Origin of the sequence: Methylococcus geothermalis, from assembly GCF_012769535.1 — a bacterium.
Lineage (GTDB): Bacteria > Pseudomonadota > Gammaproteobacteria > Methylococcales > Methylococcaceae > Methylococcus > Methylococcus geothermalis.
Window position 1 is genome coordinate 3,001,030 of sequence record NZ_CP046565.1, and the last position, 15,965, is coordinate 3,016,994.

At 66.4% G+C, this 15,965-nt stretch carries 14 protein-coding genes and 1 pseudogene; 4 read left to right on the forward strand and 11 right to left on the reverse strand.

Annotation, left to right across the window (positions count from 1 at the left end; genetic code table 11):
- Positions 1 to 149: 149 nt before the first annotated feature.
- From pmbA to purM, 11 genes are all read right to left on the reverse strand, one after another.
- Entirely contained in the window at positions 150 to 1,523 is a 1,374-nt protein-coding gene (pmbA, locus tag GNH96_RS13975; RefSeq protein WP_169604214.1) for a metalloprotease PmbA, read from the reverse strand.
- Complete coding sequence (gene tldD, locus GNH96_RS13980) at positions 1,516 to 2,961, reverse strand: metalloprotease TldD (protein ID WP_169604215.1); 1,446 nt, start codon at positions 2,959 to 2,961, stop codon at positions 1,516 to 1,518. The genes pmbA and tldD overlap by 8 nt, the downstream gene beginning before the upstream one ends.
- A gap of 27 nt (positions 2,962 to 2,988) precedes the next feature.
- Positions 2,989 to 3,810 carry a carbon-nitrogen hydrolase family protein gene (locus GNH96_RS13985; RefSeq protein WP_169604216.1) on the reverse strand — a complete coding sequence of 274 codons (822 nt, stop codon included), beginning with the start codon at positions 3,808 to 3,810 and terminating at the stop codon, positions 2,989 to 2,991.
- Between the two features lie 54 nt (positions 3,811 to 3,864).
- The gene (locus tag GNH96_RS13990; protein WP_169604217.1) at positions 3,865 to 7,674 is read right to left on the reverse strand and encodes a YhdP family protein; all 3,810 of its coding nucleotides are present in this window, start codon (positions 7,672 to 7,674) and stop codon (positions 3,865 to 3,867) included.
- Positions 7,675 to 7,785: 111 nt separating this feature from the next.
- The gene (gene rng, locus GNH96_RS13995) at positions 7,786 to 9,240 is read right to left on the reverse strand and encodes a ribonuclease G (protein ID WP_169604218.1); all 1,455 of its coding nucleotides are present in this window, start codon (positions 9,238 to 9,240) and stop codon (positions 7,786 to 7,788) included.
- A complete protein-coding gene (locus tag GNH96_RS14000; protein WP_169604219.1) occupies positions 9,237 to 9,845 on the reverse strand; it encodes a Maf family protein in 609 nt (202 codons plus the stop codon). The genes rng and GNH96_RS14000 overlap by 4 nt, the downstream gene beginning before the upstream one ends.
- Before the next feature lie 8 nt (positions 9,846 to 9,853).
- On the reverse strand, positions 9,854 to 10,321 hold the full coding sequence (gene rlmH, locus GNH96_RS14005) for a 23S rRNA (pseudouridine(1915)-N(3))-methyltransferase RlmH (RefSeq protein WP_169604220.1): 468 nt from the start codon (positions 10,319 to 10,321) through the stop codon (positions 9,854 to 9,856).
- A 9-nt stretch (positions 10,322 to 10,330) separates the two neighbouring features.
- On the reverse strand, positions 10,331 to 11,428 hold the full coding sequence (gene nadA, locus GNH96_RS14010; RefSeq protein ID WP_169604221.1) for a quinolinate synthase NadA: 1,098 nt from the start codon (positions 11,426 to 11,428) through the stop codon (positions 10,331 to 10,333).
- A 76-nt stretch (positions 11,429 to 11,504) separates the two neighbouring features.
- The gene (locus GNH96_RS14015; RefSeq protein ID WP_169604222.1) at positions 11,505 to 11,876 is read right to left on the reverse strand and encodes a cupin domain-containing protein; all 372 of its coding nucleotides are present in this window, start codon (positions 11,874 to 11,876) and stop codon (positions 11,505 to 11,507) included.
- 14 nt (positions 11,877 to 11,890) lie between these two features.
- Complete coding sequence (locus GNH96_RS14020) at positions 11,891 to 12,622, reverse strand: glycosyltransferase family 2 protein (protein WP_169604738.1); 732 nt, start codon at positions 12,620 to 12,622, stop codon at positions 11,891 to 11,893.
- Between the two features lie 29 nt (positions 12,623 to 12,651).
- Entirely contained in the window at positions 12,652 to 13,689 is a 1,038-nt protein-coding gene (gene purM / locus GNH96_RS14025) for a phosphoribosylformylglycinamidine cyclo-ligase (protein WP_169604223.1), read from the reverse strand.
- A 193-nt stretch (positions 13,690 to 13,882) separates the two neighbouring features.
- On the opposite strand from purM, the gene GNH96_RS14030 reads away from it, so the two are divergent.
- The 4 genes and pseudogenes from GNH96_RS14030 to GNH96_RS14045 all read left to right on the forward strand — a co-directional run bounded on the left by GNH96_RS14030 (position 13,883) and on the right by GNH96_RS14045 (position 15,515).
- Positions 13,883 to 14,443 (forward strand): CDP-alcohol phosphatidyltransferase family protein, encoded by a 561-nt coding sequence (locus GNH96_RS14030; protein WP_169604224.1) that lies wholly within the window; start codon positions 13,883 to 13,885, stop codon positions 14,441 to 14,443.
- A 134-nt stretch (positions 14,444 to 14,577) separates the two neighbouring features.
- Positions 14,578 to 14,714 (forward strand): annotated as a pseudogene (locus GNH96_RS14035) (F0F1 ATP synthase subunit A); the annotation flags it as partial.
- Between the two features lie 317 nt (positions 14,715 to 15,031).
- Positions 15,032 to 15,217 carry a hypothetical protein gene (locus tag GNH96_RS14040; protein ID WP_169604225.1) on the forward strand — a complete coding sequence of 62 codons (186 nt, stop codon included), beginning with the start codon at positions 15,032 to 15,034 and terminating at the stop codon, positions 15,215 to 15,217.
- Positions 15,204 to 15,515, forward strand: a complete 312-nt coding sequence (locus tag GNH96_RS14045) for a type II toxin-antitoxin system RelE/ParE family toxin (RefSeq protein ID WP_169604226.1) — start codon at positions 15,204 to 15,206, stop codon at positions 15,513 to 15,515. The genes GNH96_RS14040 and GNH96_RS14045 overlap by 14 nt, the downstream gene beginning before the upstream one ends.
- The last annotated feature ends 450 nt before the right edge of the window (positions 15,516 to 15,965 follow it).

The following is a 15,965-nucleotide window of genomic DNA, read 5'->3' on the forward strand; positions in this document are numbered from 1 at the left end:
TTTTTACCGGCCAAATCGGGTTTGTTCAGAGGTTCCTTAGTGACTTAATGGCGTTGCCCGAGCCTGAGGCCATTCGCACCCTGACTCCGTCACGGCAATTCGCTGGCCGGTCATGTGACGCATGACTCGCAAACCAGGCTCGCGGCCTGTCAATTCCCCGCTACCGTCATGGACTCGATCAGAATCGATCCGGTGCGGATGTTGCCGCGCAGGTCGACGTCGTTGCCGACGGCGGCGATGTGGCCGAACATGTCCCGGAGATTGCCGGCGATGGTGAATTCTTCGACCGGGAACCGGATTTCGCCGTTCTCGACCCAATAGCCCGCCGCGCCGCGCGAATAGTCGCCGGTGACGATGTTGACACCCTGCCCCAGCAGTTCGGTGACGATCAGCCCGGTGCCCATGCGCCGGACCAGGGTATCGAAATCCTCGTTGCCCGGGTCGAGGATCAGGTTGTGGACGCCGCCGGCGTTGCCGGTCGTTTGCATCCCCAGCTTGCGTGCGGAATAGGTGCTCAGCACATACGATTCCAGCACGCCGTTCCGGACCAGGTCGCGCGCCCGCGTCGCCACGCCTTCGGCATCATAGGGCGCGCTGCCTAAGCCCCGAGGCAGGTGCGGCAGTTCATGGATATGGACGAATGCCGGGAAGATGCGCTGTCCCAGCGCATCGAGCAGGAACGAGGACTTGCGGTAGAGATTGCCGCCGCGGATCGCCGCGACCAGATGGCCGAGCAGGCTGGAAGCCACGTCGGCGGCAAACAGCACCGGGCATTGCCGGGTCGACAGGCCCTGCGCGCCGAGGCGGCGCACGGTGCGCTCGGCGGCCTTGCGCCCTACCGCCTCGGCGGCTTCCAGTTCGGCCGGATCGCGCGCCACGGTCCACCAGTCGTCGCGCTGCATGCCGCCCTCGCTCTCGCCGATCACGGAACACGACAGGCTGTGGCGGCTGCTGGCATAGCCGTGCAGGAAGCCCAAGCTGTTGCCCAGTACCCGCACGCCTTCGAAGGCGTTGAGGCTGGCCCCTTCCGAGTTGGTGATCGCCTCGGAATAGCTCCGCGCCGCGTTTTCGCAGGCCAGCGCCAGTTCGATGCCCTGCTCCGCGTCCAGCGCCCACGGATGATAGAGGTCGAGTTCCGGAATGTCCTTGGCCAGCAGTTCGGCTTCGGGCAGGCCGGCGCAAGGGTCTTCCGCGCCATGGCGGGCGATGCGGCAAGCCGCGCTCACGGTTTCGGCCAAGGCACGCTCGCTGAGGTCCGTGGTGCTGGCCGAGCCCTTGCGCTGGCCGTAGTACACGGTGACCCCGAGGCCCTGGCTGCGGTGATGCTCGATGGTCTCCACTTCGCCCAGCCGAACGGTGAGCGAGAGGCCCTGGTCGGCGCTGCAGCCGACTTCGGCCGCGCTCGCGCCCTGTTTCATCGCCTGGTCCAGGCAGAACCGGGTCAGGGCCTCGAGCGATTCGAGTTTGGCGCGCTGCCCGCTGTTGGTATTCGTCTCAGCTTCGCTGCTCTTCGAGTCAGACACGGGTGCCTCCCACCGTCAATCCGTCGATCTTCAGGGTCGGCTGGCCGACCCCCACGGGCACGCTCTGCCCGTCCTTGCCGCAGGTGCCCACGCCGGGATCGAGTTCCAGGTCGTTGCCCACCATGCTGACCCGGGTCAGCACGTCCGGCCCATTGCCGATCAGGGTCGCGCCGCGCACCGGGCGGGTGATGCGGCCGTCCTCGATCAGATAGGCCTCGCTGGCGGAGAACACGAACTTGCCGGAGGTGATGTCGACCTGGCCGCCGCCGAAATTGCGGGCATACAGGCCGTTTGACACGGAGGCGATGATTTCCTCCGGCGCATGCTCGCCCGGCAGCATGTAGGTGTTGGTCATGCGCGGCATGGGCAGGCACTGGTAGGATTCGCGGCGGCCGTTGCCGGTGGGCGCCACGCCCATCAGGCGGGCGTTGAGCTTGTCCTGCATGTAGCCCTTGAGGATGCCGTTTTCGATCAGCACGGTCCGGCGGGTCGGGGTGCCTTCGTCGTCGATGCTCAAGGAACCGCGGCGGTTCGCCAGGGTGCCGTCGTCCACCACGGTGCACAGGGGCGAGGCCACCCGCTCGCCAATCCGCCCGCTGAAGGCGGAGGTACCCTTGCGGTTGAAATCGCCTTCCAGGCCGTGACCGATCGCCTCGTGCAGCAGGATGCCGGGCCAGCCGGGGCCCAGCACCACGGTCAGGGTCCCGGCCGGGGCGTCGCCGGCCTCCAGGTTCACCAGGGCCTGGCGTACCGCTTCGCGCGCATAGCCCAGCGCCCGGTCCTGTTCGAAGAAGAAGCCATAGTCGGTACGTCCGCCGCCGCCGGCGCTGCCCTGTTCGCGCCGGCCGCCGCTTTCGACGATGACGCTGACGTTGAGCCGCACCATGGGCCGCACGTCGCCGTGCATCGCGCCGTCCAGCCCGAAGATCAGCACCGAGGAATAGCCGCCGGACAGGCTGACGAACACCTGCTCGACGCGGGGATCGGCGCGGCGGGCTTCGGCGTCGAGGCTGCGCAGCAGCTCGATCTTGGCTTCGGCGGACAGGGAGCCCAGCGGATCGACCGGGGCATACAGGCGCGGCGCGGCCTGGCCGCCGGGAACGGCGACGCGGGCGGCATGGCCGCCGCGGGCGATGCTGCCGGCATTGTGCGCCGCCTCCAGCAGTACCGGCAGCGCCAGTTCGTCGCTGTAGGCGAAGCCGGTCTTCTCGCCCGACACCGCGCGCAGTCCGGCGCCCTGTTCGATGCCGTAGGAGCCCTCCTTGACGATGCCGTCTTCCAGCGACCAGGACTCGTAATGGCTGGACTGAAGATAGATGTCGGCATCGTCCACCGCCTCGCCCGCCATCCGGGCGAGGACCTTTTCGATATCCTGCGGGATCAGGCCGCAGGGTTCCAGGATCGCTCGTTCAGCGATCGCTACGATTTCATTTGCCATGATTACTCAAGTCATTGCCATGGGCGCTCAGGCGCAATACAGGCGCCGGTGTTCGAGCACCGGGAAGGAAGCGCGCACTTGGGCCAGCCGCTCGCGGTCGATTTCGGCGCAGACGATGCCGGCGCCCGTGGGCAGCGACGCCAGCACCTTGCCCCAGGGATCGACCACCATGCTGTGGCCGAAGGTTTCGCGACCATTCAGATGGAAGCCACCCTGGTTGGACGCCACGGTATAGCAAAGGTTCTCCACCGCCCTCGCCCTCACCAGGATCTCCCAGTGTGCGGCGCCGGTCCGCGCGGTGAATGCCGCCGGCACCGCAAGCAGATCCAGGCCCTTCTCCGCCATGCGCCGGAACAGTTCGGGAAACCTGAGATCGTAGCAGACGGCTACCCCTAAGGCACCGAACGGCGAATCCAGCACCAGCGGCTCGGTTCCGGGTTCGATGGTCTGGGACTCGCGGTAAGTCTCTTCGGTGCCGGGCACCACGACGTCGAACAGATGAATCTTGTCGTAGCGGCCGACCCGCCGCCCGTGGTCGTCATAGATCAGGCAGGACGCCCGCACCCGGCCGTCGCCGGCGCGCATCGGCATGGTGCCGCCGACCAGCCAGACCTTGTGCCGCTCGGCCGCGCCGGCCAGGAACTCCTGGATCGGCCCGCTGCCGTCGGTTTCCGCGACGCCGACCTTGTCGGTCTCGGTCATTCCCATGATCGCGAAATTCTCCGGCAGCACCACCAGCTTGGCGCCGGCGGCCGCGGCCTGCTTGACCAGACGGCCGGCCTCCAGCAGATTTGCCCCCACCTGGGGACCGGAGGCCATCTGAACCGCTGCACAAATCATTTTTTTCATTCCTTCAATCTCTCTACCCACTGTTGACTCATTTGATCCATGACGATCCCGGCCTCAGTCCTGCGGCGTGTCGCCCGTCACCTTGGTGATGACCGGATTGTCCAGGCTGCCCTTGACCAGATAGCGCGTCTGGGTCAGGCGTTCCACCTGCCCATTCATCATCTTGTCGGCGACGAACACGCCGGCCCCTACCGCGGCCCCCACCGCCGGCCCGAGCGGACCGCCCATGAGCACGCCGGCGACGGGCAAGGCGATGCTGGTGTTGGGGATCACCGTCACGACCTGATCGACTTCCCGGGTCGCCAGTTTCACTCCACCGTTGATGACGATCTTCGCCGCCACGCCATCGATCACAAAACCCTTGGTCTCGGCCCGCCCGTCGGCGATGTCCAGCTTGCCGGCGATCCCGTCGTAGGCCATGCCGGCGCCGAACAGGTCGGAGAAATCCAGGCTCAGGCGCCGCCAAAGCGCACCGACGCTGAACAAGCCGAGAAACCGGCCTATCCCCACGTCCACCTTCAGCAGCGCGCCCTTCCCCAATTTCAAGTCGACCGTGCCGGCGAGATTGGCCGACGAGACCCCGAACGGCGTCTCCGCCCAGTTGAGCTTGTAGTCCACGTCCGCGGGCGTATCCCGGACGACTTCCGGATAGCCCAGCACCGCCGCCAGCATGCCCGAATTGTTCACCTTGAGCTTGCCGCTGATGCGGGTCCTGTCGGTGCCGCCGTGGCGCGTCCATTCGCCCTGCTCGACGACGAGCTCGTGATTGTCGGAACGCAAGCTGGCCGAACGCAGGGTAATGCCGCGCGCCTGGCTGTCCACCTCGGCCTGCAGCCGGCCAACGTCGAACCCGTGCCAGAGCACATGGCGGCCGACCAGGCTCAGCGACGGTATGCTGCCCGGATGCAGGGTGTCCAGCCAGGAATCGGTCGAAGCGACCGCTTTTTCGTCCAGCCGGGACAGTTTGACGAAATCGAGGTCGGCCTTGACGTGGGATAATCGCCCGCCGACCATGTCCGCGTCGAATCCGCCCTTGACGTAGTCCGAATCGATCACGCCCCGGAAGCCGCCCGCGCGCGAGACCGCCTGCACGGCGGCCGGGCCTTTCGCCTTGCCGTCCCACAGCAGCTGCCCGACCTGCACGTCCAGCGCCTTGATATCCATTCCGATGCCGTCGCGCCCGCCGCCTTCGGCGGCTGCGAAGACATCGGCCCAGGGCGCCAGATCCAGGCTCGGCGACCGGACCAGGATGCGCAAACCGGAAGCATCGGCGATCTTCGGCAGCGCGGTGCCAATCGCGAGCTGAACGCCTTTCAGGCGGAAATCATCCCCCGTCAGATCGAACCGCGCCGTGACGTCCGCCCCAAAGCTCAGGTCGACGCGCTTGCCCGCGCCGCCCAGGCGGGTATCGAGGCGAAACATCCGCCGTTCGCCCTGGGCCTTGCCCAAGGGTGCCGGCAAAGCCACACGAGTGCCGGCGAGGTCCGAACTCAGACTCAGCGGCACCTCGTCACCACCCTTGTCCGCATCCATTGGCAGCTTCATGGTCAAGTTCAGGGGGACGACCCCTGCCAGATACCGCCAGGACGGGCTCGGAAACCGGCTCTTGAGTGCCGCCACCGGAAGCTGGCCACTCACGGCGACATCGAGGATGTCACCGTTGCGCCTGGCCGTGGCGGACAGGGCCTGGCGCAGCCAGCTTCCCTGGAGCCGCCCGGAAACCAGCCCGTCCTCGGTGAACGCCAGCTCGCCTTTGGCATCCTCGACCGGCTCGGCGAGGCCAGCCAGCTCGATATGAGTCCGGCTCAGCCGCGCCGTACCATTCAGCCTGAACGGCGGTCCCTTGCTTTCCAGCGGAACCTTCAATGCGAGGTCGAGCATCGCATCCCCGCTTACCGCCAGCGACGCATCCAGCTTGTCCGCAACCGGCTTGAGCGGCGTCGTGCGGAAAAATTCCAGGCATTGCGGCAGGGTGGCCGATACCCGGCCCTCGATGCCGATGACGGCGTCCTTCGCCAAATCGGCGATCCTGGCTCTGGCGCCGAGTATCTCGCCGCCGCCGAGGCGCGCTCCGGTCGCGTCGATCTCCATCCCCGCTCCCGCGAAGCGAACCGTCCCGCCGGCATCGCGCAGCACCGGCCACGCCGGATCGTAGCGCAGCCGTACGCCGGAGAACCCGGCGACGGCCTCGAACACGCCCTCGCCCTTGCGAAACGGAAATGCCGCGACCGGCCCCTCGAAACGGATGCGCGCCCCGTCCAGCCGGCCCTGTTCCAGACTCTGCTCGAGCCAGCGGCCCAACTGCGGAAATGCCCTGGCCGGAAAATAGCGCTTGAGCCGATGCGCTTCGGCCGCACCCGCCTCCGCCTGCAAATCGAGCCTGAGCCCCTGGCCTTGCCCTGCGTCCCGGCCAAGCCCAAACGACGCCGAGAGCGACCAATCGTCGGTTTCCACCCGTGCCCGGCTGGCGCGCACGGCCCAGCCTTCGCCGTTACGCTGCCAGTCCAGATGCATGCCCGCCCGCTTCACCAGGAGAGGCTCGGGCAGCATCCCGGCCAGATCCAGCGCGCCATCCTGCATCCCGATCACGGCCGCGCCCCGTTCGTCGCTGCCGCAGATGCGGCCATCGAGCCCGGCGACGCCGGGCACGCCCTCGCGGGCTGGCAGAACCACCCCGGCGAACCGCGTGCACAGCCCGAATCGCGGGCGTCCTTCGTTCTCGTATCCCAAACGGGGTTCGTCGAGCACACCCGAGGGCGCGGGAACGGGCAACCCCAGCATGGGCCACAGCGGCTTGAAATCGTCCAGCGCCAGCGTGTCGGCAACGACAAAAGCCGACTTGACGGCGGCGCCTGGCCCACGGTTCACGGCCAAGGCGATCCGGGACAACGGCCATTCGTGCCCGGCGGACACCGCTTTCAGCCGTTGCGCGCTCAACCGCCAGCCCTCCGGCGTGCGGCGCCAGAAAACATCGCCCGCAACAGCGGCCAGCGCGAGTCCCGGAACGTTTCCTTCCTCGCTCGGCCGATGTTCCAACCGAAGATTGCGGCCGCCGAATCGCGCGGCGAGCGATTCGATGCGGCCTGCGGAAAGCTCTCCCCACACCCGGAGGTCGGCCAGTCCGGACCCCAGCCGGAAACTCGCCGGCAATTCATCGTCCAAGGCAGTCAGGGCGAGTTCCTGGGCGTCGGCATAGATGCGGCCGGAAAGCGTGTCGAATTCGAACAAATCCCCGCGCAGATCGAAACCGGCGCGCACGGTCCCCGCCAGCGCCGCCGGCGGGTCCAGGCTCGCGCTCAGCCGGTGGCTGTCGCCGCGGCTGACCAGCAGCAGATCGACATCGCCCAGTTCGAGCCTGGCGCCGCCCCGCTGGATATCCTGCCAGTCGATCCGGCAATCGCTGATCCGGAAAGAACCCAGGGTGCGAAGCCAGTCCGGAATCGTCTCGATCGCATGCAGGCCGACGATGCCGAAGCTGCCATCGGCAAGGCGGCGCAGGGAAAGCGGGGTGCCGCGAAGTTCCAGCCAGGCCACGCGCAGGTCGCGCGCCATCAGCGAGGCCATGCCCGCTATGCCGAGCCGTATCTCGGCGAAACGGAGGGCTTCGGCGCCCGCGTCGTCGAGGACGGAGACCTCTCGCAACACCAGTTCCAGCGTCCCGGTCCACATCGTGGCCGAAATATGGCCGATCCGGATGTTTTCGCCACCGAGCTGGCCTATCCGCCGTTCCAACTGCCCCTTGAACTCGTCGACCCCGGGTATCAGCCACAGCCGGAACGCCGCGGACCCGGCGGCGAGCCCGAGCAGCGCGGCGAGCGCTCCGTAACGGACCGCGCGGGCGGAAACGCGAAGGATTCTTTTCAAAAGACCGGTAGCCGCATGGAAATATCGACAGGGAACGTCGCCCGAAGGCGTCGGCGGATTCTCCCACGCCGGCCGGTCGCCCGCAAAACGCCGGCGGGAGGGAAACGCGGGCTAGAGAATCACGACATCATACTGTTCCTGGTTGTACTGGGACTCGGCGCGGAACTTGATCGGGACGCCGATGAAGGATTCGAGTTCGGACAGCGTGTCCGCCTCCTCGTCCAGCAGCCGCTCCACCACCTCGTTGGACGCCAGCACCAGCAGTTCCTGGACCTGGTACTGGCGCACCTCGCGGATGATCTCGCGGAAAATGTCCAGGCAGGTCGTTTCCGCCGTCTTCAGCACGCCGCGCCCGCCGCAGGCGGGGCAAGGCTCGCACAGCACCTGCTCCAGGCTCTCGCGGGTGCGTTTGCGGGTCATCTCCACCAGCCCCAGCGGCGAGACCTCGCTGATGGTGTTCTTGGCGGGATCGCGCTCCAGGTGCCGAGCCAGGGCCTGCAGGACCTGGGTCTTGTGCTCCTCGTCCCGCATGTCGATGAAGTCGATGATGATGATGCCGCCCAGGTTCCTCAGCCGGAGTTGGCGGGCGATGGCCTGGGCGGCTTCGAGATTCGTCTTGAAGATGGTTTCCTCGAGGTTGCGCCCGCCGACGAAGGCGCCGGTGTTGACGTCGACCGTGGTCATCGCCTCGGTCTGGTCGAAGATCAGGTAGCCGCCGGACTTGAGCGTCACCCGCCGCTCCAGCGCCTTCTGGATTTCTTCCTCCACGCCGTAGAGGTCGAACAGCGGCCGCTCGCCGGCGTAATGCTCGATCATCGGAGCGATCTCGGGCACGAACTCGCGGGCGAACTTCGTCAGCCGCGCGTGGGTCTCCCGCGAGTCCACCCGGATCTTGTCCACCCGGGTGCGGCGCAGGTCGCGCAGCACGCGCATGCTCAGGGGCAGGTCCTCGTGCAGCAGCATCTTGACCCGTGCGGTCTTGATCCGCTGGGCGATGGAGTTCCAGAGCTTGAGCAGGAACAGCATGTCCGCCCGCAGCATGGCCTCGTCCACGCCCTCCGCCGACGTCCGGGCGATGAAGCCGCCGGTGCCGTGCTCGCGCTGGAAGGCTTCCACGCAGGCGCGAAGGCGTATTCTTTCGGCCTCGCACTCGATCCGCTGCGACACGCCCGAGGTCTTGGCAAACGGCATGTAGACTTCGTAGACCGACGGCACCGAAATCTCGGTGCTCAGGCGCGCGCCCTTGGTGCCGATGGGGTCCTTGACGACCTGCACGGCGATCTCCTGGCCCTCCTTGAAGATGGCCTCGATCTTGTCGGTGCCGGCTTTTTCGCGCTCGGCCGCGCTCAGGTCGGAGATGTGCAAAAAGGCCGCCCGTTCCAGGCCGATGTCGACGAACACCGCCTGCATGCCGGGCAGCACCCGGCAGATCTTGCCCTTGTAGATGTTGCCGACCAGGCCGCGGCGGCGGGCCCGCTCGATCAGGACTTCCTGCACCACGCCGTTTTCGACGAGGGCGACGCGGGTTTCCGGCGGGGTGACGTTGATCAGTATCTCGTCGCTCACGGCGGGGCTCCGGCCAGCAGGCGCTCGGTCTCCAGCCCCAGGTGCCGCAGCAGGCCGGCCGTTTCCCGCAGCGGCAGGCCCATGACGCCGGAAAAGCTGCCCTGAAGCTCGGTCACGAACAGTTCGCCGCGGCCCTGGATGGCATAGGCACCCGCCTTGTCCGTCGGCTCGCCGCTGGCCCAGTAGGCGTCGATCTCCTGAGGGCGAATGTCGCGGAACCGCACCCGGCTGACGCTCAGCGCCTCCCAGTGCAGGCCGCCCCGACGCAGGGAGACCGCGCTGAGCACCTCGTGGGTCCGCCCCGACAGCCGGCCCAGCATCTCGCGAGCGTGCTCTCGCCCCTGCGGCTTGCCGAAGATGTGCCCGTCGAGCACCACCTCGGTGTCCGCCGCCAGCACCGCCACGTCAGCCGGCGCCAACGTCTGGCCTTGCGCGGACTTGGCGGACGCCACCCGGCGCACATAGTCCTCGGCGGCCTCCCCGGACCGGGGCCGCTCTTCGACCTCGACGGCGAGCACCTCGAACGGCAGGCCGAAGCGGCCCAGCAGCTCGCGGCGCCTGGGCGAAGTCGAGGCGAGGATCAGTTTGAGGTGTTTGGCCTGCATTGGGGGGGTCAGCGATGATAGGGATGGTTGTTGAGGAGGCTCCAGGCCCGGTACAGCTGCTCGGCCACGATGACCCGCACCAGCGGATGCGGAAAGGTCAGCCGGGACAGGCTCCAGCTTTCCGCGGCGCGCTGCCGGCAGGCGTCCGACAGGCCGTCCGGTCCGCCGACCAGGAGGGCGATGTCCCGCCCTTCGCGCAGCCAGCGCGCCAAGGCATCGGCCAGCTCGCGCGTGCTCCAGGCCTTGCCGCCCATGTCCAGCGCGACGACATGGGCGTTGCCGCCCACCGCGGCCAGCATCCGCTGGCCTTCGTCGGCGACGATGCGCCGGGTGTCGCAATGGCGGGTGCGCCGGCCCGGCGCGATCTCGCGCAACACCAGGGCGCATTCGCGCGGCAGGCGACGGGCGTAATCCCCGTACCCCTCGTTGACCCAGGACGGCATGCGCTCGCCCACGCAGACCAGGTTGAGTTGCATCGGGCGGGGTCAGGCCACCTGCAGCATGTTTTCCAGCGCCTCGCGGGCCTCGGCGGCGATGGCGTCGGGGACCTTGATCCGGTTGACCACATGACCTTCGACCAGATTCTCCAGCACCCAGAGCAGATGCTGCGGGTCGGTCCGGAACATGGTCGAGCACATGCACACCGTGGGCGAGAGGAAATGCACCGATTTGCCCTGCGGCTGGACCTCGTGGGCCAAGCGGTTGACCAGGTTGAGCTCTGTGCCCACCAGCCAGCGCGTGTTCGGCTCGGCCGCCCGGACGGTATGGAGGATGTATTCGGTGGAGCCGATGTACTGCGCCTTCTGGCAGACCTCGAAGCTACACTCGGGGTGCACGATCACCCGGGTGTCGGGATACTGCTCCAGGAAGCGGTCGATATGCTCGGGGCGGAACATCTGGTGCACCGAGCAGAACCCGGCCCAGAGGATCATCCGCGCCCGCCGGATCTCGTCTTCCGTCAGGCCGCCCATGGGCTTGCCGAAATCCCAGGTGACCATCTCCTCCAGCGGGATCCCCATGCGGTAGCCGGTGTTGCGGCCCAGGTGCTGGTCGGGGAAGAACAGGATCTTCTCGCGCCGGCCGAAGCTCCACTCCAGGATATTCTGCGCATTGCTGGAGGTGCAGACGATGCCGCCGTGGCGCCCGCAGAATGCCTTGAGGTCGGCCGCCGAATTGATGTAGGTGACCGGTGTCACCTCGCTTTCCGGATCGAGCACCGTCGCCAGCTCGCGCCAGCAGCGCTCCACGGCGACCAAGTTCGCCATGTCCGCCATCGAGCAGCCGGCGGCCAGGTCGGGCAGGATGGCGATCTGGTCGGGCCGCGACAGGATGTCCGCCACCTCCGCCATGAAATGCACGCCGCAGAAGACGATGTATTCCGCGTCCGACTGCGAGGCAAGGCGGGACAGCTTCAGCGAATCGCCGGTGAAATCGGCGTGCCGGAACACCTCGTCGCGCTGGTAATGATGGCCGAGGATCACGCAGCGCTTGCCCAGCGCCGCCCGCGCCGCGCGGATGCGGGTTTCGCACTCGGCATCGTCGAGCATCGCGTAATCGTGTATGGATAAAGCGGTTTCACTCATGGACTTCGTCAGCCGGTCTGGCGCAAGGAATAACCAAGTGGACTGGTATGTTATGACAAAAGCGGGCCGGCGCGGTTCATTTCGGCTTCGCCAGCTCGACCAGGATGAGCTCCGCCTCGTTTTCGCCGACGTTCTCGATGCTCATCCATTGCCCGGACTCCCAGAACACCTGCCCCGGTTCATAGGTGTTGGACTGGCCGCCCTCCTCGACCCGCACCCGCCCTCGAACCACGTAACGCGGCCCCGGCCCTTCGTGAGTGTGCAACGGCGTCTTGTAGCCCACGGGCAGCACCACCCGCGCCACCCGCACGTCGAGGCGCGGCCCGCCCGGCTCGAAGGCTTTCTCGAGCAGTTCCTGGCGGGAGAAGGACGGTTCCGCGGCCATGGCCTGGCCGCCCAGGCCGGCGGCAGCCGCCAACAAAAGCAGCAAGCGAATGCGTGATTTCATGCTCTCCCTCCGCATCAGAAACCCAGCTCTTCGACCTGCGGAACACGCGCGCGCCGCTGCAGCCACATCACCCCGAACAGGTCGACGATCCCCACCCACAGGCGGTGCCAGGTGCCGTATTTCGACACCCCGGAGAGGCGGGGCCGGTGATTGACCTCGACCGAGACGACCGGCGCGCCGGCCCGCTGGGTCAGCGCCGGCAGGAAGCGATGCATGTGGTCGAAATAGGGCAGCTCCAGGAACAGGGCGCGGGAAAACACCTTGAGGCCGCAGCCGGTATCCGGCGTATTGTCCCGCAGCAAACCGCCGCGGACGGCGTTGGCGATGCGGGAGGAGAACCGGCGCCAGCCAGTGTCCTTGCGCTTCCGCCGATACCCGGCCACCATGCCGCGGCCGGTTTCCCCGCCGAGCTGGTCCAGCGCTTCGAGCAGGCGGGGGATGTCCGCCGGGTCGTTCTGGCCGTCCCCGTCCAGGGTGGCGACCCATGCCCCCCGCGCCGCCAGAATGCCGGTGCGCAGCGCCGTGCTCTGCCCGCAGCAGCGGACATGCCGGAGCACGCGCAGCGCGGGCACCGATGCTTTCAGCGCGCGCAGCTTCTCCAGCGTCCCGTCGGTGCTGCCGTCGTCGACGTAGACGATTTCGTAATCACCCAGCGGAGACAGCGCCTGGGTGATCTCGCCGATGAGGGATTCGAGATTGTCTCTTTCGTTATGAACGGGAACGACGACCGAAAGGCGCATGGATATACCTTGGAATAAGAACGCTTAAATAGGGCTCAGGCGTATTGGACGGCGGGCTCGCCGGGGACGATTTCGCCCAGGGGAAATGCGCTCTCGCCCAGGCCGCGCAAGGTCTCCACGGTACGCGCTTCGTCCTCCGCCGCCACGCATACGATCATGCCGACGCCGCAGTTGAACGTCCTGAGCAGCTCGGAAGTCTCCACCCCCCCCTGCTGTTGCAGCCAGCGGAAAATCTCCGGCATGGCCCAGGCGGCGGTGTCGATCCGGGCCGCGGTTCCGGCGGGCAGCACGCGCGGCAGGTTCTCGGTGATGCCGCCGCCGGTGATATGGGCCAGGGCATGGACCTCCACGCATTTCAGGAGTTCGAGCAGCGGCTTGACGTAGATCCGGGTTGGCTCGAGCAGCCAGTCGCCCAAGGGGCGGCCGGCGACCGGCGCATCCAGCCCAAGGCCGGCATGATCGACGATCTTGCGGATGAGGGAATAACCGTTGGAATGCGGCCCCGAGGATGCCAGGCCGACCAGCCGGTCACCGGGCCTGACCCGGCTGCCGTCGATGATCGCATCCTTCTCCACCACACCCACGCAGAACCCGGCCAGATCGTAGTCACCGCCGGCATACATGCCCGGCATCTCCGCCGTTTCGCCGCCGACCAGGGCGCAGCCGGCCTGCTCGCAGCCCTGGGCGATGCCGGCGATCACCGAGGCCGCGACGTCCACATCCAGCTTGCCGGTCGCGTAGTAGTCGAGGAAGAACAGCGGCTCGGCGCCCTGCACCACGATGTCGTTGGCGCACATCGCCACCAGGTCGATGCCGACGCCGCCGTGCCGGCCCGACTCGATCGCCAGCCGGAGCTTGGTGCCGACGCCGTCGGTCCCGGCCACCAGCACCGGCTTGCGGTAGCGATCCGCCGGCAGCTCGAACAACGAACCGAATCCCCCCAACCCCGCCAGCACGCCGGGCCGCACCGTCTTCCGCGCCGCCGGCTTGATGCGCTCCACCAGGGCATTGCCGGCGGCGATGTCGACGCCGGCGCTCTTGTAGTCGAAAGAAGGGGGATTTTCGGTTTTCAAGGAGACTCCTGCATGAAGATCGGACCGGGCGGCCCGCCGGCCGTCTGTCTCTTGAGTCGAGACGGCGCCTTGTTCGGACTTAAAACTGACTCAATAGTTTATCACCATCACCCCCGCCGCCGTTACCGTCGGCTCCAGGCTTGACGGCCACCCCCCATCCGGAGATTATCGACGTCCGGTAAGGAGTGCGACCATGCGGCCAGAACACATCCCAAACATCATCAGCACCCTCCGGATACTCATGGTCTACCCGGTCGTCCACCTGATGCTGGCGGAGCGCTACACCGGCGCCCTGGCGCTGTTCGTGATCGCCGGCCTATCCGATGCGATCGACGGCTTCCTCGCCAAGCACTACGGCTGGCAATCCCGGCTCGGCTCCTACCTGGACCCGCTGGCGGACAAGCTGCTCCTGGTCTGCTGCTTCGTCGCCGGCGCCTGGCTCGGCCTCCTCCCCGTCTGGATGGCCGCCGCCGTCCTTCTCCGCGATGCCGTGATCGTCACCGGCGCCATCGCCTACTACCTGCTAGCACACCCCTTCGACGGCCAGCCCATCCTCGCCAGCAAGCTGAACACCCTGCTGCAACTGGCGTTCATCGTCGCCATCCTCTTCAACCGCGGCGTCTCCGAACTGCCCCCGTTGCTGCTCGATACACTCCTCGCCGCCACCCTCGCCACGACGATCGCCAGCGGAGCGATCTACGTCTACGTCTGGGGGCGGAACTACCGGCTGGAAACGGCGCGGGGGCGCAGGTGAGATTTTCGGGCTTTGCATCCGGCGGTTCTCCGGATAGGCAAGGCGGGTGCTTCGAGTGGCGCCTCGGGCCGGGAACAACCATCGAAATTCCAGCCAGAAAGGGGAGAAACGGGGTCAGACACCATCAGCTCCCTTTCCTGGCGACGGCTAACCTGATCAGCCTCATCCCGGCGTCGACTCGCCGACGAGCGACTCGTCGGTGACCTCCGCGCTGGCGGTGCTGGTATTCTTCTCCGTACACTGCTTCGGCATCCGCCAGCAGGACTTGTCCGGGCGCAGGGGCAGTGGATCCCGCAGTTTCGCAAGGCTGGGGCTTGACCCAGCAGCAACTGGCCGAGGCCTTGGGGATCGCGCAGCAGACCATCGGCTACTCGGCTGCGGATCGCGGTGGAGCCCCGCCCGTCCTGACCAAGGCGCTGAAGTATGGTCGGGGAGCTGCACCGAATGAGGCCAAGAGTAAGCGCGGGCCGGTGTCAACGCTGGAGTAGCAAACCGAGCAGATCAGTCAATTACCACGGACCAGGCAGAAGTTTGGGATGGAAATGCTGGATACCCTGATTCAAGCAAGCGTCGTGAGGAGTGATCATCATGCAAACCGTTAAGCAAATCGTCCACGATATCGCCGACCGCCTGCCGGAGCAGGCGACTTTCGACGATGCCATGTATGCCCTCTATGTGCGCCAGAAACTGGAGCGCTCACTCCAGGCGGCGGAAACAGGCAAGGTGACCTCGCAGGAGGAGATGGAAAAGCAATTCCTGAATGATGCGCGTTGAATGGTCGGATTTTGCGCGCGACGATCTCGATGATCTGGTGTGCTACATCAGCCGCGACTCGGCGTATTATGCCCGGCGCTTCGGCCAAAAGGTGGTGCTTGCCACCCGGCGGCTGAGGGAGTTTCCGGAAAGCGGGCGGATGATTCCGGAGGCCGAGGACAAATCACTGCGCGAGATCATCGTGCAAGGCTATCGCGTGATGTATCACCTGGAAATTGACCGTGTGCTCATCCTTGCCGTCATGCACGGCAGCCGTGACCTGGCAGGGCAGGAGAAGAAGCCGTGGGAGAATGATTGAGAAAGCCCCGCGGAGCGGGGTCTGATGGTTCAATAAGCTTCTTCTGATTCCGGAACCTTGATCTCATCAAGACGATGCTGAATTCAAGATAGGCCGAGACGTTGCCTTTGTCGGCGTAGACGAACAGGGCGGCGAGCATGTCGGAACGTGGGGCCTCGCCCCCATTAATCGGTAGCAAGAATTCGTCCGATTACTACGCGTGCTGGGTGGAGAATTCGCCCAGTAAAATGTCAATCCTTACAGCGTTCTTCAGCGATGCTCAGTTTCTTAACCTCAGCCGGACTTAAACGCTCTCTAATTCGGGAGTACAGCTCAGCCGCTTTCGCGTAATTCCTTTGCCTAAATGCCTCATCTGCTTGCGGCCGCAATTGGTCGGCCAAGACGTCAAGAGCGTATCCTTCAGACCAGGATCTTCGCTCACTTTCGAGCGTTGAAAAGAGTTTCGGATCA

Excerpts from the sequence above, each read along its gene's own strand:
- GNH96_RS14045 (WP_169604226.1), top strand. The coding sequence starts at position 15,204 with ATGATGCGCGTTGAATGGTCGGATTTTGCGCGCGACGATCTCGATGAT.
- GNH96_RS14030 (WP_169604224.1), top strand. The coding sequence starts at position 13,883 with ATGCGGCCAGAACACATCCCAAACATCATCAGCACCCTCCGGATACTC.
- rlmH (WP_169604220.1), bottom strand. The coding sequence starts at position 10,321 with ATGCAACTCAACCTGGTCTGCGTGGGCGAGCGCATGCCGTCCTGGGTC.
- GNH96_RS14000 (WP_169604219.1), bottom strand. The coding sequence starts at position 9,845 with ATGCAGGCCAAACACCTCAAACTGATCCTCGCCTCGACTTCGCCCAGG.
- GNH96_RS14040 (WP_169604225.1), top strand. The coding sequence starts at position 15,032 with ATGCAAACCGTTAAGCAAATCGTCCACGATATCGCCGACCGCCTGCCG.
- GNH96_RS14015 (WP_169604222.1), bottom strand. The coding sequence starts at position 11,876 with ATGAAATCACGCATTCGCTTGCTGCTTTTGTTGGCGGCTGCCGCCGGC.
- GNH96_RS13985 (WP_169604216.1), bottom strand. The coding sequence starts at position 3,810 with ATGAAAAAAATGATTTGTGCAGCGGTTCAGATGGCCTCCGGTCCCCAG.
- tldD (WP_169604215.1), bottom strand. The coding sequence starts at position 2,961 with ATGGCAAATGAAATCGTAGCGATCGCTGAACGAGCGATCCTGGAACCC.
- nadA (WP_169604221.1), bottom strand. The coding sequence starts at position 11,428 with ATGAGTGAAACCGCTTTATCCATACACGATTACGCGATGCTCGACGAT.